The sequence below is a fragment of the uncultured Campylobacter sp. genome, from assembly GCF_937996225.1.
Classification (GTDB): domain Bacteria; phylum Campylobacterota; class Campylobacteria; order Campylobacterales; family Campylobacteraceae; genus Campylobacter_B.
This window is the reverse complement of sequence record NZ_CALKTC010000063.1, coordinates 14,542-26,862: the sequence shown is the minus strand read 5'-3', so window position 1 is coordinate 26,862 and position 12,321 is coordinate 14,542. Positions and strand designations below refer to the sequence as shown.

Annotated in this window: 13 protein-coding genes; 7 read left to right on the top strand and 6 right to left on the bottom strand. The window is 45.9% G+C overall.

Features of this window, described 5'->3' with window-relative positions:
- The first annotated feature begins 20 nt into the window (after nucleotides 1-20).
- Together Q0174_RS07330 and Q0174_RS07325 are read left to right on the top strand one after the other, a co-directional pair.
- Entirely contained in the window at nucleotides 21-1,409 is a 1,389-nt protein-coding gene (locus Q0174_RS07330) for an RluA family pseudouridine synthase (RefSeq protein ID WP_298042898.1), read from the top strand.
- A 125-nt stretch (nucleotides 1,410-1,534) separates the two neighbouring features.
- Nucleotides 1,535-2,017, top strand: a complete 483-nt coding sequence (locus Q0174_RS07325) for a hypothetical protein (protein ID WP_297990228.1) — start codon at nucleotides 1,535-1,537, stop codon at nucleotides 2,015-2,017.
- 414 nt (nucleotides 2,018-2,431) lie between these two features.
- Here the strand turns inward: Q0174_RS07325 and Q0174_RS07320 are convergent, their stop codons facing one another.
- The 6 genes from Q0174_RS07320 to hisF all read right to left on the bottom strand — a co-directional run bounded on the left by Q0174_RS07320 (nucleotide 2,432) and on the right by hisF (nucleotide 6,320).
- A complete protein-coding gene (locus tag Q0174_RS07320; protein WP_297990226.1) occupies nucleotides 2,432-2,623 on the bottom strand; it encodes a hypothetical protein in 192 nt (63 codons plus the stop codon).
- A gap of 129 nt (nucleotides 2,624-2,752) precedes the next feature.
- The gene (locus tag Q0174_RS07315; protein ID WP_297990224.1) at nucleotides 2,753-3,160 is read right to left on the bottom strand and encodes a hypothetical protein; all 408 of its coding nucleotides are present in this window, start codon (nucleotides 3,158-3,160) and stop codon (nucleotides 2,753-2,755) included.
- The gene (locus Q0174_RS07310; RefSeq protein ID WP_298042896.1) at nucleotides 3,153-3,386 is read right to left on the bottom strand and encodes a hypothetical protein; all 234 of its coding nucleotides are present in this window, start codon (nucleotides 3,384-3,386) and stop codon (nucleotides 3,153-3,155) included. The genes Q0174_RS07315 and Q0174_RS07310 overlap by 8 nt, the downstream gene beginning before the upstream one ends.
- Before the next feature lie 8 nt (nucleotides 3,387-3,394).
- Nucleotides 3,395-4,504 (bottom strand): 23S rRNA (adenine(2503)-C(2))-methyltransferase RlmN, encoded by a 1,110-nt coding sequence (gene rlmN, locus Q0174_RS07305; RefSeq protein ID WP_298042894.1) that lies wholly within the window; start codon nucleotides 4,502-4,504, stop codon nucleotides 3,395-3,397.
- A complete protein-coding gene (locus Q0174_RS07300) occupies nucleotides 4,501-5,046 on the bottom strand; it encodes a purine-nucleoside phosphorylase (protein WP_298042892.1) in 546 nt (181 codons plus the stop codon). Before Q0174_RS07300 ends, rlmN begins: the two co-directional genes overlap by 4 nt.
- A 353-nt stretch (nucleotides 5,047-5,399) precedes the next feature.
- Entirely contained in the window at nucleotides 5,400-6,320 is a 921-nt protein-coding gene (hisF, locus tag Q0174_RS07295; RefSeq protein WP_298042890.1) for an imidazole glycerol phosphate synthase subunit HisF, read from the bottom strand.
- Between the two features lie 91 nt (nucleotides 6,321-6,411).
- Here hisF and rsmA point away from each other — a divergent pair, with 91 nt between their 5' ends.
- The 5 genes from rsmA (at nucleotide 6,412) to ybaK (ending at nucleotide 12,096) form a co-directional block, all read left to right on the top strand.
- Nucleotides 6,412-7,272: a 16S rRNA (adenine(1518)-N(6)/adenine(1519)-N(6))-dimethyltransferase RsmA gene (gene rsmA, locus Q0174_RS07290; protein ID WP_298042888.1), complete on the top strand. Its 861-nt coding sequence runs from the start codon at nucleotides 6,412-6,414 to the stop codon at nucleotides 7,270-7,272.
- Nucleotides 7,253-9,493 (top strand): ribonuclease J, encoded by a 2,241-nt coding sequence (locus Q0174_RS07285; RefSeq protein WP_298042886.1) that lies wholly within the window; start codon nucleotides 7,253-7,255, stop codon nucleotides 9,491-9,493. The genes rsmA and Q0174_RS07285 overlap by 20 nt, the downstream gene beginning before the upstream one ends.
- Nucleotides 9,494-9,869: 376 nt before the next feature.
- Entirely contained in the window at nucleotides 9,870-10,832 is a 963-nt protein-coding gene (locus Q0174_RS07280; protein ID WP_298042885.1) for a KpsF/GutQ family sugar-phosphate isomerase, read from the top strand.
- An 8-nt stretch (nucleotides 10,833-10,840) separates the two neighbouring features.
- Nucleotides 10,841-11,602, top strand: coding sequence for a pseudouridine synthase (locus Q0174_RS07275; RefSeq protein WP_297942974.1), 762 nt, complete (start codon nucleotides 10,841-10,843; stop codon nucleotides 11,600-11,602).
- A gap of 20 nt (nucleotides 11,603-11,622) precedes the next feature.
- Nucleotides 11,623-12,096 (top strand): Cys-tRNA(Pro) deacylase, encoded by a 474-nt coding sequence (ybaK, locus tag Q0174_RS07270; RefSeq protein WP_298042883.1) that lies wholly within the window; start codon nucleotides 11,623-11,625, stop codon nucleotides 12,094-12,096.
- Nucleotides 12,097-12,321: the final 225 nt, after the last annotated feature.

Here is a 12,321-nt window from a genome sequence, read left to right as displayed (position 1 = left end):
AATGGGGCTGAAAGTTTAATATGGGTTATGAGAAAAGAAGCTTGGGAAGCTTTGAGGGACGCAAAATTTACGAAATTCTGCTTAGCCTCGGATACGATATGAAATCCGCGCAGCGCATCTGTGACAAGCATCGCGTAACCGATGCGGAGGATCAAAATTTGCATAAAAACTCCGTTGCTTGCGGAGAAATTTTTTTGATTGACTACAAATGCGAGCCGCGCGGACTGAAGCCGATCTTTGAGTGCGATGCGTTTGCGGCATTTGACAAGCCGAGTGGAATTTTAAGCCACCCCAGCGGGCGCAACTCGCCTTATAATATGTATGATGAGATCTGGTCGCTATACGGGCAGGACGCGTGCGTGGCGCACAGGCTCGATCTTGAAACCAGCGGAGTTCTTATCGTCGCTAAGGATAAAGACACGGCGCGCGAGCTTAAAGAGTGCTTCGAACAGCGTAGGGTGATGAAAAGCTATCTAGCGCTCGTGCGAGGGGATTTGCAAAGTGCTGCTTGCAATGGCGAGATAGAGAATTGCTATGCGCTAGGTTCGTATGAAATTTGCGGATCAAAATTTGCGGACGATGCTATGAGTTTGCCAGATAACGTGTCGGATCTGCGCGATACACTAGCTCTAAAAGGAGTAGGCAATAAATTTGGATTTAATATCTTGTCTAATAGTGCGAATAGGAGATTATGGTGCGATGCTCTATCTGACGGCATGCAAGCTAAATTTGAATCTGGCGCTCCTACTGGCGATATTGGCAGCGGATCTGAATTTGATGCCTTATCCTGCGGCGTGAGTGATAAGCTTAAACCCGCTATCGCGATGAGTAGCGCGGATAACGGACATAAACCTTGCGCCTTATCTGTGGCTAAATCTTTGCTGGCTACTTCTATGGGCTGCGTAAATTTTAAAAAATTTGAGCCTGCAAAATACGCAAAATTTAGCGAGAAACTGAAATTTTTAAAGGATTTTGAGGGGTTTGTGATTGATGCTCCGATCGCTCCTAGCGACGAGTTTGCCGATCTTAAAATTCGTATGAAAATATCGCGCGACGGTAAGGAGGCGATCACGCTGATACGCCCGATGCGGTATTTCTCGGACATAGACGCTAGCCTGATCGAGTGCTATCCGCTGACGGGTAGGCAGCATCAGATCAGGCTGCATCTATTTGCCGCGGGTGCGCCGATATTGGGAGAGCCGCTGTACGGGCTTTCGCGCGAGCAAGCGGAGCGGATATTGGATAAAAAGATGGATGAGACAGAGCGGATCAGAACGACGGGAGCGCCGAGATTGTTGCTGCACGCGAATGCAATCCGCTTTGAACTAGGCGGCGAACGATACGAGATAAAAAGCAAATTCGATGCCGCGAGAGAGTTTTATAATCTTGCTAAAATCGGTAAAATTTAAGCAACTCAATAAAATTTTGAGGTGGCGGCGATTATTTTTATGACTAGGATTTTGCTTTTGCTGGTTTTTATAAAATTTTGTGATTACAACGGCGTTTAATTTATTAATTTCTCATCTATGGTCATTTGAAAATTTTAAGACGATTTTATTTTGCGATGGCTATATTGGGAAAAAGCGTTACAGCTATAAAAGCACATAATTCAGCTTGGCTAGACAACGGGTTTCATATATTTATTTTCGGTAGCGAAAATTACGGTAAATTTGAGCTCAGAGCGCATAAATATTGGATGTTTCAAGATAAGTTGGGCGGTAGTATAAAAGATTTTAAATCCGATGTTGATTCTTTTAAAAAATGCAATAAAGAATATGGAATATTTAAAAGAGAATTTGACGAATACGCCAATTTTATATTTAAGCAAAAGGACGGGGCGGGAAGCTCTGTTAATTTAGAAAGCTCGGCATTGATAGCAAGCATAGGGAGCAAAACGGTAGTTGCTTCTTTTGTGGAATATTGCAAGAGGATGCTTGGTTTGGGTATAGACCGTAGCATAGAACAAAAACAAACAATAGAAATATCGCAAGATATTGGCATGAGACTTGGATTGTAATTGTTAATTTCTATGAAAATTCGAAATGCCAAGGGTAGATTAGAAGGAATTTATGGATGATTTCAGTGTTTGTTTTGGCATAATCGCGAGTTTAATGGTACGTAAATTTAAAATCCGGATAGCAATATATAACCAATATGAGAGAAACTTTATAAATGTCAAAGTGAGAGAAGAGATGCGATATTTCTCATTGTATCGCTAAAATTCTACACCCATTCATTTATATAATCATAATTGCAAATTAGTGCGAAATTTGATCGGTAAGATGTGTGTAAGATTAAGACGCGGCAGTTAATTTTTATTATTTTGGCTTCTTGTATTTGCATATGGTAAAAGTGATAAAAAAATGCGTAAAATTTAGCCTAAAAGTAACTATAAAAATTTGTTTTATACTTTAAAATTTGGTTTATTTTTTCAAATAGCCATAAACGCCACTTCTGCTTCGCCGATATTAATGACTTCGCCTTTGCGCGTCATCACGCCTAGACCGTGCTCCATGTCCCACGAGCAGCTAAACTGAAAGCCGATTTTCGCGCCGTCTAGGATATAGATATTTTGCAGCTCCAATAGTTCGCTAAGCTCCTGCGGCGTAGCGACGTCAGGCATGAAATTGCTTTTCGCTTTGCTCGGATAGTCGTAGATCTCCTGCCATTTTAGGTAGTTTTTTAAAATTTCGCTTAAGATGCCCGTTAAAATTTCTTCCTGATTTTGTTTTAGAAACTCTAGTACGTCCGATTATGCGCGATTTGGCTTGTCCGTCTCCTCGCCGTCTTCATCTAAAAAGGTGCAGCAAAACTCGCCTTCTTGCTCTAAAGCTTTGCCGAAATACTCCAGCCGCAGCGGGAAACTAAAGTTCTCGTATTCCTCATCTTCAAATTTTGGCAAAATTTTAGGCTCCGCAAGATGTGCATTAAAAAACTCCGCGACCTTTGGGCTGCGGGTGAAAAGATACTCCTCATCCGCTTCGTAACTTTTGCGCAAAAATTTAAGCACCTCCTGCTCTGCGCCGCACTCGAGGCGGCACTCGCCCTTGCAATAATCGCTCACGTAGGGCGGATTTTTATTACTTCTGGCGTGCTTGTCCATCTCACCTAGCCAGCGCAGCATATTTGGGGTGTCGCCCGCCCATTTGTATTCATTCACCATGCGCGCCGATAGATGTATGAGGCGTAGATGCGGTATTTCTCATCGTCTGCGCCTCCGCCCATTTTGCCTCGATAAAGCGGATAATTTCCACCTTTGTAATCTTGGATTTTTTAAGCAGCGATCTGTCCAAGAAAACGCCGATCTCATCCATTATCTTTTGTGCGTCCATTGCTACTTCGTTATAAATTTTTTGCCGATTTGCCTTGTGATCTAGAAATATCAAATTTTTTTCTATTTTTTTAAAATTTTATTCATATTGGCGCCATTTTGATCTAAAATTTTACCCTGCTCGTTTCTTTGTTTGAGTTGTCCGCACGCCGCACTGATATCTAGCCCCTTGCTCTGGCGGATCGTGCAAGTAATGCCGTGCGCGCATAGATAGTCTTGAAATTTCACCATATTTTCGGGGCTTGGTCTGCCAAAGCTCGAGCCTTCGTGCGGATTAAAATAGATCAGATTTACTTTTGCGCGGATGCCGTGCAGAAGCTTCACTAGCGTTTTAGCATCGCTTGAGCGGTCATTTACCCCATCGATCATGAGGTATTCAAACATTACGCGCTTTCGCAGATCGATTGGGAACTCGCGCACCGCCTGCATGATCGATGCGATATTGTAGGCGCGATTTATCGGCATTAGTTTTTCACGCAGTTTGTCGTCCACTGCGTGCAGCGAGATCGCGAGTAGCACGCCAAGATCCATTTCGCCAAGCTTTTTTATCTGCGTAGAAAGTCCGCTCGTACTTATCGTTTGGCGACGCGGCGCTATGGCGAGTCCATCGTTTTCTTTTAAAATTTGCACGGCTTTGGCAACGTTGTCTAGGTTATTAAGCGGTTCGCCCATCCCCATATATACGACATTGACGCGGCGCTCGTACGGGATCGCGTTCATTTTCTTGATGAGCCAAATTTGAGCCACGATTTCGCCTGGAGTTAAATTCCGTACGAAGCCACCTTTTGCTGTCAGACAGAAGCTACAGCCGATTTTGCAACCTACTTGCGAACTTACGCAGATTGAGTAGCGCGCGTGTCTTATAATTTTTTCGTTTTCATCTCGCAGCTCATCCTTCATCGGTAGCAGAACGCTTTCGATCGTCTTGCCGTCTTTGAGAGAGAAAAGATATTTGATACTGCCATCACTACTTGTTTCGGATCTGACGCATTCAAGTGGATCTAAATAAAAATTTTGAGCTAAGCTTTGACGGATCTCTTTTGGTAGATTTAGCATTTGTGTAAAGTCGTCCACATTCTTTTTGTAAATCCATTCGTAAATTTGTTTGGCTCTAAATTTTGGTTCGACGAAATTTTCAAGCTCTTTCATCGTAAAATCAAAGATGTTTTTCAAATTAATGCCTTAGTTTTTAGATATTTAGTTAAATTTTCTTTTGCAGCGGCGTGATTTTTTAAAAAATCCGTGTGAGCATTTGAATCACAAAAATTCGTCGCACAAAAAATTCCGTAAGCGGGAATTTGAAATTTTTGTGCTACCTTGAGAACCGCAAAAAATTCCATATTTTCTAAAAAATAACCTCGCTCAAAGAATTTTAACGCGGATTTTTTATCGGTCGTGATAAAAGTTGAGCTATTAGTTATTGTTTCATATGAAACATTGGCAGAATCCCTAGCTATAATTTCATAGTTAATCGGAGAGTATGAAAGTTCATAAAGCGCTGATATTTCGCAGTTTACAGCCGATCTGCTTTCATAAATTTTTAGAATTTTACCCTCTTTGTATAGCCCCGCAGAACCCACGAAAATGATCTCGCTCGGCAAATTTTTTCTATTTTCGCATAAAAATTTAGTCAAATTTATACTCATATCCACTAGCCCTACGCCCATGGGCAGGGCAAAATCAAAAATTTCATTTCGTCCGGCAGAGATTATCATTTACGCATTCACGCTTTCATTATTTTTCACTAATCATAGCAAAATGACGATAAATTTAAGGCTAAATTTTGAAATTTTTTCGTCGTAAAGTATCGGGTGAAATTAAAATCAATTTAAGCAAATATCTATGAGAGCTGTACTCTTACCTTTCATAATGGTAGCAGTGCAGGTGGCGGGTAGAAGATGTAAAAGTATCATAAAAAAGCTTATGATTTAGCTAAAACGAATAAATTTTATCTAAGCAAAAACGATGCTTGCAAAAAACTTGCAAGATAATAAAGGCTGAAATAAAATTAATTATTTGGTCGCTTTGGCGGCTAAGTTTCAACCCTGCGGTATAAATCTGACCAAATTTACAGTCTCACTTCGATGCCTTGCTCCTGCAGATACGTTTTTAGCGCCTTAATTTCGATCTCTCTAAAGTGAAAGATTGATGCTGCCAAGCATGCGTCTGCGCCCGCTAAAAATGCGTCCTTAAAGTGCTCCATTTTGCCCGCACCGCCGCTTGCGATCACGGGGATATCAAGCTCGCTAAAAATCCGCGTCAAATTTAACTCAAAGCCGTTTTTAACGCCGTCGCAGTCCATCGACGTGAGTAAAATTTCGCCCGCACCGCGCTCCTGCGCCTCTTTTGCCCAGGCAAGTGCATCTTTGCCGGTATCTAGCCTACCGCCGTTTATAAAAACGCTATAGCCGCAAGGCTCGCCGTTCCCAGCTAAAATTTCATCCTGCGAGCCGCGTGAGATCTCTCCAAAATTCCGCGCCTCATTGCGTAAATTCGCGTCCGAATTTCGTGCGCCGTCGTGCAAACTCTCGCTCAAATTCCTCGCCGCGCCATATAAATTGCCGTGCGAAATTTCACTAGAATTTCGTTTCGCGTCGATCGCGACCACGACGCACTGCGAGCCGAATTTATTCGCCGCTTCGTCTATCAAATTTGGATTTTTGATCGCGGCTGAGTTGAGGCTGATTTTATCGCAGCCGACGTTTAACAGACGCGAGATATCGTCGATCGTACGGATACCGCCGCCTACTGTTAGCGGGATAAAAAGCTCGCGCGCGACCCGTTCTACGACGTCCACGATCGTATCGCGCCCCAGATGCGACGCCGTGATGTCGAGGAAGCACAGCTCGTCCGCACCCTCCTCGTTGTAGCGTTTGGCGACCTGCACCGGATCGCCCGCATCCACGAGACCTACGAAATTTACGCCCTTTACTACTCGTCCGTCTTTGACGTCTAGGCACGGGATTATGCGTTTTGCAAATCTATTCAAAGCAGCCCTTTAGAATAAAATTTTTTATGATTTTAGCCAAATTTTACTTAACATAATGACTTTATAAGTAAAATTTGGCTAGACTCTCGCGATGATTAGGGCGAAAAAAGAGTTCGGGCAAAATTTTTTAAAAGACGAAGCCGTTTTAAGCAAGATCATCCAAGCGATTCCCGAGAATGTACAGAATGTCGTTGAGATCGGGGCTGGCTTAGGTGATTTAACTCGTAAGCTTTTGGAATTTTACAGATTAAAAAGTTTCGAGATAGATGAAGATTTATATCAAATTTTAAGCGCTAAATTTGCACAGCAGATCGCTGGCGGCGAGCTTGAACTGGTTTTGGGCGATGCTTTGCGGATTTGGCAGGAGCGGGGACTTGAATGCGGCGAATATTTTTTAGTCGCAAATTTGCCCTACTACGTCGCTACAAAGATGATTTTGCAGGCGATCGACGATGAGCTATGCGGCGGATTTTTGGTGATGATCCAAAAGGAGGTCGCTTTAAAATTCTGCGCCAAAGCCGGACAGAACGATTTTAGCTCTCTTTCGATCCTGGCCGATCTTGCGGGCGGTTGCGAGCTTCTGTTTGACGTTGAGCCCGGCTGCTTCGAGCCCGCGCCGAAGGTGACCTCATCGGTGATTAGGCTCGTAAAAGGCAAAAATTTTAAGCCCGGCGCCAAGATAAACGCAGACAGCCTCGGCGTAACAAGTTGTGCCCGCTTCCAAAATCTCGATGAATACGAGAAATTTAAAAGCTTTTTACGCGTATCTTTCAGCGCGCCGCGAAAGACGCTTATTAAAAATTTAAGCGCAAAATTTGATAGAGACTTAGCCGAAGAGATCTTTTTAAATTTGAAAATTCCGCCCACGGCTCGGGCGCACGAGTTAAATTCCACCCTTTTTTTAGAAATTTTTAAAAATTTAAAGGTAAAAGATGGAAGAAAACAGAAATGAAAACGGCGTCGAACGACTCAAAAAAAGCAATCGCTACAAAAAACGCAAGGAAAATCTAAAAAAATCTATCGCGAGTGAGGGCTCTGCGGGCGGCGCGGAATTCGGCGGCGAGCATGAAAACGGCTCCCGCAAAAATAAAGGCGCGAAAAACGGGCAAAATTCCGCTCCTTCACAGGGTCCAAAAAACGGCTCCCGCAACGGATCGAATTCTGTGGGTGGCTCGTCAAATGGCGGTTCAAACGCCGTGCATTCAAACGGCGCGAATGGTGCGCATTTCGGCGGCGCATACCCAAAAAACAACGAAAACGGCGCGGGCGGTTCAAATTTAAACCGCGACGGTCGTGCAAAATCAAATAGCAGCAGCGCAAAAGGCGCAAATTCTAGCGCCGCAGACGATGCAAGCTCCGCAGACGCTCAGAAAAAGAAAAAGCATAAAAAGCGCTCAAATATGCCAAAAAGTCTTACTGGCAACGAGCCGTGGCAAAAGGCGATGGACGATGCGATCGCGCAAAACAAGCTGATCCACGAGGAGCGCCTGCACCCGCTTAAAGACGCTAATCGCAGCGATGAGACGGTGCGTATCACGCCGCTTGGCGGACTGGGCGAGATCGGCGCGAATATGACCGTTTTTGAGACCAATACGAGTGCGATCATCGTCGATGTGGGCATGAGCTTTCCGGAGGAGAGTATGCTTGGCGTGGACATTTTAATCCCCGACTTCGATTATGTTCGCAAGATAAAAAACAAGATCAAAGGCATCATTATCACCCACGCGCATGAGGATCATATCGGCGCGATGCCATATTTTTTCAAAGAATTTCAATTCCCGATCTACGCTACGCCGCTTCCTTTGGGGATGATAAGCAATAAATTTGAAGAGCACGGCCTAAAAGCCGAGCGTAGCTACTTCCGCCCCGTGCAGAAGCGCCAGCTCTATCAGATCGGCGATTTTGAGGTCGAGTTTATCCACATAACGCACTCGATTATCGATGCAAGCGCGCTTGCGATCACGACGAAGGCGGGCACGATCATCCACACGGGCGATTTTAAGATCGACCACACGCCGATTGACGGCTATCCGACCGATCTGAACCGCCTTGCGTATTACGGCGATCGCGGAGTTATGCTTTTGATGAGCGATAGCACGAACTCGCACAAAGAGGGGATCACAAAGTCTGAAAGCTCGGTAGGAAAGACCTTTGATACGATATTTTCAAGCTGTAAGGGGCGCGTGATAATGAGCACCTTCAGCTCAAACATCCACCGCGTCTATCAGGCTATCGAGCGCGGCGTAAAATACGGCCGCAAGGTCTGCGTCATCGGACGAAGCATGGAACGAAATTTATTTACCGCGATGGAGCTCGGCTATGTAAATTTAGACAAAAAGATCTTCGTCGATGCCGATCAGGTCTCCAAATACCCCGATAATGAGGTTTTAATCGTTACTACCGGCTCGCAGGGCGAGACGATGAGTGCGCTGTACCGTATGGCGACGGACGAGCACAAATACATTAAAATCAAATCCACCGATCAGGTAATCATCAGCGCCAAAGCGATCCCCGGCAACGAAAGCAGCGTCTCGACTGTGCTTAACTACCTGCTAAAAAGCGGCGCAAAGGTCGCGTATCAGGACTTCAGCGAGATACACGTAAGCGGGCATGCCTCGATCGAGGAGCAAAAGCTTATGCTGCGCCTGATAAAGCCGAAATTTTTCCTACCCGTGCACGGCGAGTACAACCACATCGTAAAGCACAAAGAAACTGCGATGGAGTGCGGCATCGAGGAGAAAAATATCTATCTGATGAACGACGGCGATCAGATGGAGGTTTGCGAAAAATATCTAAAGCGCGTCAAGACCGTCAAGACGGGCAAAGTCTTTATCGATAATCAGATCAACAAGCAGATCTCCGACGAGATAGTCAAGCACCGTCAAAATTTAGCCGATGCGGGCGTCGCGGTAATCATCGCGCAGATCGACAAAAACGAAAAGAGGCTCATCCAGACGCGCGTCATCACCTACGGGCTCGTCGCCGATAATCAAACGGCGCACTTTACCAAGGAGATGCAGGGCATCATCGAGCAGTTTTTAGCAAATTTAAAAGATGAAATTTTGCTCGATCACTGGGCGCTGGAAGGCAAGATTCGCCAGGCCGTGCGAAAGCACATCTTTAGAAAGATCAAAAAATATCCGACCATTGTGCCGGTGATTTATTTGATGTAAGCGCGGCTAAATTTAGCGCGCAAGGAGGCTTTGATCTGCGGCGGTCGAGTGAAATTTTAATGGCGCCGGTTAGCGCTCGGGCGTGAAATTTTGCGATGTGAGCGGGCTTTGCAGCGTGGAATTTCAAAGCGGCATTAGCAGGTCTTGCAGCGCGAAATTTTAAAGCAGCTAGTAAAATTTCGAGCGCAAAATTTCGGCGTAAAGCAAAATTTAAAGAGCATCTAGCAAGCCCGCGGCAAGCGGGCAGGGCGGCGCGCGATTTTGTAGGTTAGAATTTTATGGCATAAATTTTAAAGGTGCGAAATTTTGACTAGCGCAAATTTAGGCACGGCGCAAAGAGGCGCAAAATGAAAGCAAATTTTAAAAAGAAGGTTAAATGAGTGAAATTTTAGATACGGCACGAGAAGTGCTGAGGCTCGAAGGGGCGGAGCTTTTGCGGCATGCGGATCTTATCGGCGGCGAAATTGAGCGAGCTGTAAACTTGATCCTGGCTTGCAAGGGCAAGGTGATCGTCACCGGCGTAGGCAAGAGCGGCCATATAGGCGTTAAGATCGCTGCGACGCTTGCCAGCACCGGCACGCCGTCGTTTTTCGTCCATCCTACCGAGGCGCTGCACGGCGATCTGGGTATGATCGGCAAGGACGATATGGTGCTTGCGATCAGTTTTAGTGGCGAGAGCGAGGAGCTGGTTAGAATTTTGCCACACCTCAAACGCTTCGGCGTGAAGATCATCGCGATGGCGCGCGATAAAAACAGCTCGCTCGGCAAGGTTTGCGACGAGTTCATAAGCCTTAGCATTGTCAAAGAGGCCTGCCCGCTCGGCGCCGCGCCGACGGTTTCTACTACGCTAACGCTCGGTTTGGGCGATGCGTTAGCGATCTGTTTGATGAGACAGCGTAGATTTGGCAAAGAAGATTTTGCAAATTTCCACCCGGGCGGCAGCCTCGGCAAGCGGCTTTTCGTCAAAGTAAAAGACGTGATGCAAAGCAAAAATTTACCGGTCGCAAGCCGTAGCGCCAGCCTAAAACAAGCTATCGACGTTATGACGCACGGAAAGCTCGGCACCGTCTTGTTAGTAAACGAAAAGGGCGCGCTTGAGGCGATCTTGAGCGACGGCGATCTGCGCCGCGCGCTGATGCGAGAGGATTTTGACATCAATGACGGCGCGCTAAAATATGCCACCAAAAATCCTAAAATGCTGGACGATAAAAATATGCTCGCAATAGACGCGCTAAATTTGATCGAGCAATTTAAAATCCAAGTCCTACCCGTGGTCGAAAACGGCGTGCCTGCGGGGATCTTGCATATCCATGATCTAACGAGTCTGGGGCTAAAATAATGCAAAAGATGCGTCTGAATAAATTTATCTCTCATAACACCGGCTACTCACGCCGTGAGGCGGACGAGCTGATTAAGCAGGGCAAGGTTAGCATTAACGGCCGCGTCGTTAGCGATTTTATAGAGGTTAGCGGTGAGGAGAAGATCCGCATCGGCTCGCGCCTCATCAAGCCAAAGACGGAATTTACGATGATTGTCTATAACAAACCTAAAGGCGAGTTAGTTACTAAAAAGGACGATCGCGGCAGGCGGACGATCTACGATAGCTTGCCGGAGGGGTTTAGTAGATTTGTTAGCGTAGGGCGTTTGGATTTCGCAAGCGAAGGGCTTTTGCTACTAACCGATGCACCGGCGATCGCCACGGCGCTGATGAACAGCGACATCGAGCGAGAGTACTATCTAAAGGTAAAAGGCGAGGTAGGGGACGAGGTAGTAACGGCGATCCGAGAGGGTTTTTTCGCCGCAGACGCGAGCAAGGGCGCGCACGCCAAAAGCAAGATTAAATCGATGGAATTTAAGCCCTTTTTGGGCTACCGCATAATGCCTAGCAGCGGCGGCTATACGAAGATAAAGGCGATCATCAACGAGGGCCAAAACCGCGAGCTGCGTAGATTTTTCGGCTATTTCGATCTGGACGTCGTGGAGCTTAAGCGCACGGCATTCGGCAGAATGACGCTTGGGACGCTAAAGCCCGGCAAATGGCGCTATTTCGATCAAAGCGAATACGAAGATCTGCGCGATTTTCTGAAAGAAAACAAAATCCGCTATTAAATTTTAAATAAAGAGGCAAAATGAGCTCAAAGACGAACGCCGCGCGCGTACTGGACGGTTTGAAAATCTCCTACGAGATCAAAGAATATGCGGTTGATCCTTTAAATTTAGACGCGGTGCACGTAGCAAACAGCGTGAACGAGGCTATCGAGCGGGTTTATAAAACGATAGTCTGCATGGCGGATTGCGAATACGTCGTGGCCTGCCTGCAGGGCGATCTAAATCTAGATCTCAAGGCGCTCGCGCACATCTGCGGTGCGAAGCGTTGCGAGCTAATGGATTTGAAGGACTTGCAAAAGGTCACGGGCTACGTCAGGGGCGGCTGCTCGCCGCTTGGGATGAAAAAGCACTTTCGCACCTTCATCGATGAAAAGGCGTTAACACAGGAGAAAATTTACGTTAGCGCGGGCGTGCGCGGAAAACAGATCGCTCTTGCGCCGAAAGACCTCGCAGTCGCAACCGAGGCGCAAATTTGTAAAATTACTCACGACTAACGAGGCGTTACTTTTTGCTGCCGTTTGCGCAAGTAACGCCTGCGGCAAGCTAACGAAAATTTACACTGCGAAATTTAGACTTTTAAAATTTGGCATTGCACCGTAAAATTTTATTGTTAAAATTCTCAGTACCGCATGCCGCAAGATATCTCAAACAAGATGATGAGTACGCAGGGTGCGGCAAGTCTCTTTTAAGAACGCGCTCTTTGCGCGTGATCCGTTTTA

Coding starts and splice junctions, on each gene's coding strand:
- ybaK (WP_298042883.1), top strand. CDS start 11,623: ATGAGCTCAAAGACGAACGCCGCGCGCGTACTGGACGGTTTGAAAATC.
- Q0174_RS07330 (WP_298042898.1), top strand. CDS start 21: ATGGGTTATGAGAAAAGAAGCTTGGGAAGCTTTGAGGGACGCAAAATT.
- rsmA (WP_298042888.1), top strand. CDS start 6,412: ATGATTAGGGCGAAAAAAGAGTTCGGGCAAAATTTTTTAAAAGACGAA.
- Q0174_RS07275 (WP_297942974.1), top strand. CDS start 10,841: ATGCGTCTGAATAAATTTATCTCTCATAACACCGGCTACTCACGCCGT.
- Q0174_RS07280 (WP_298042885.1), top strand. CDS start 9,870: ATGAGTGAAATTTTAGATACGGCACGAGAAGTGCTGAGGCTCGAAGGG.
- Q0174_RS07320 (WP_297990226.1), bottom strand. CDS start 2,623: ATGCCTGACGTCGCTACGCCGCAGGAGCTTAGCGAACTATTGGAGCTG.
- Q0174_RS07285 (WP_298042886.1), top strand. CDS start 7,253: ATGGAAGAAAACAGAAATGAAAACGGCGTCGAACGACTCAAAAAAAGC.
- Q0174_RS07300 (WP_298042892.1), bottom strand. CDS start 5,046: ATGATAATCTCTGCCGGACGAAATGAAATTTTTGATTTTGCCCTGCCC.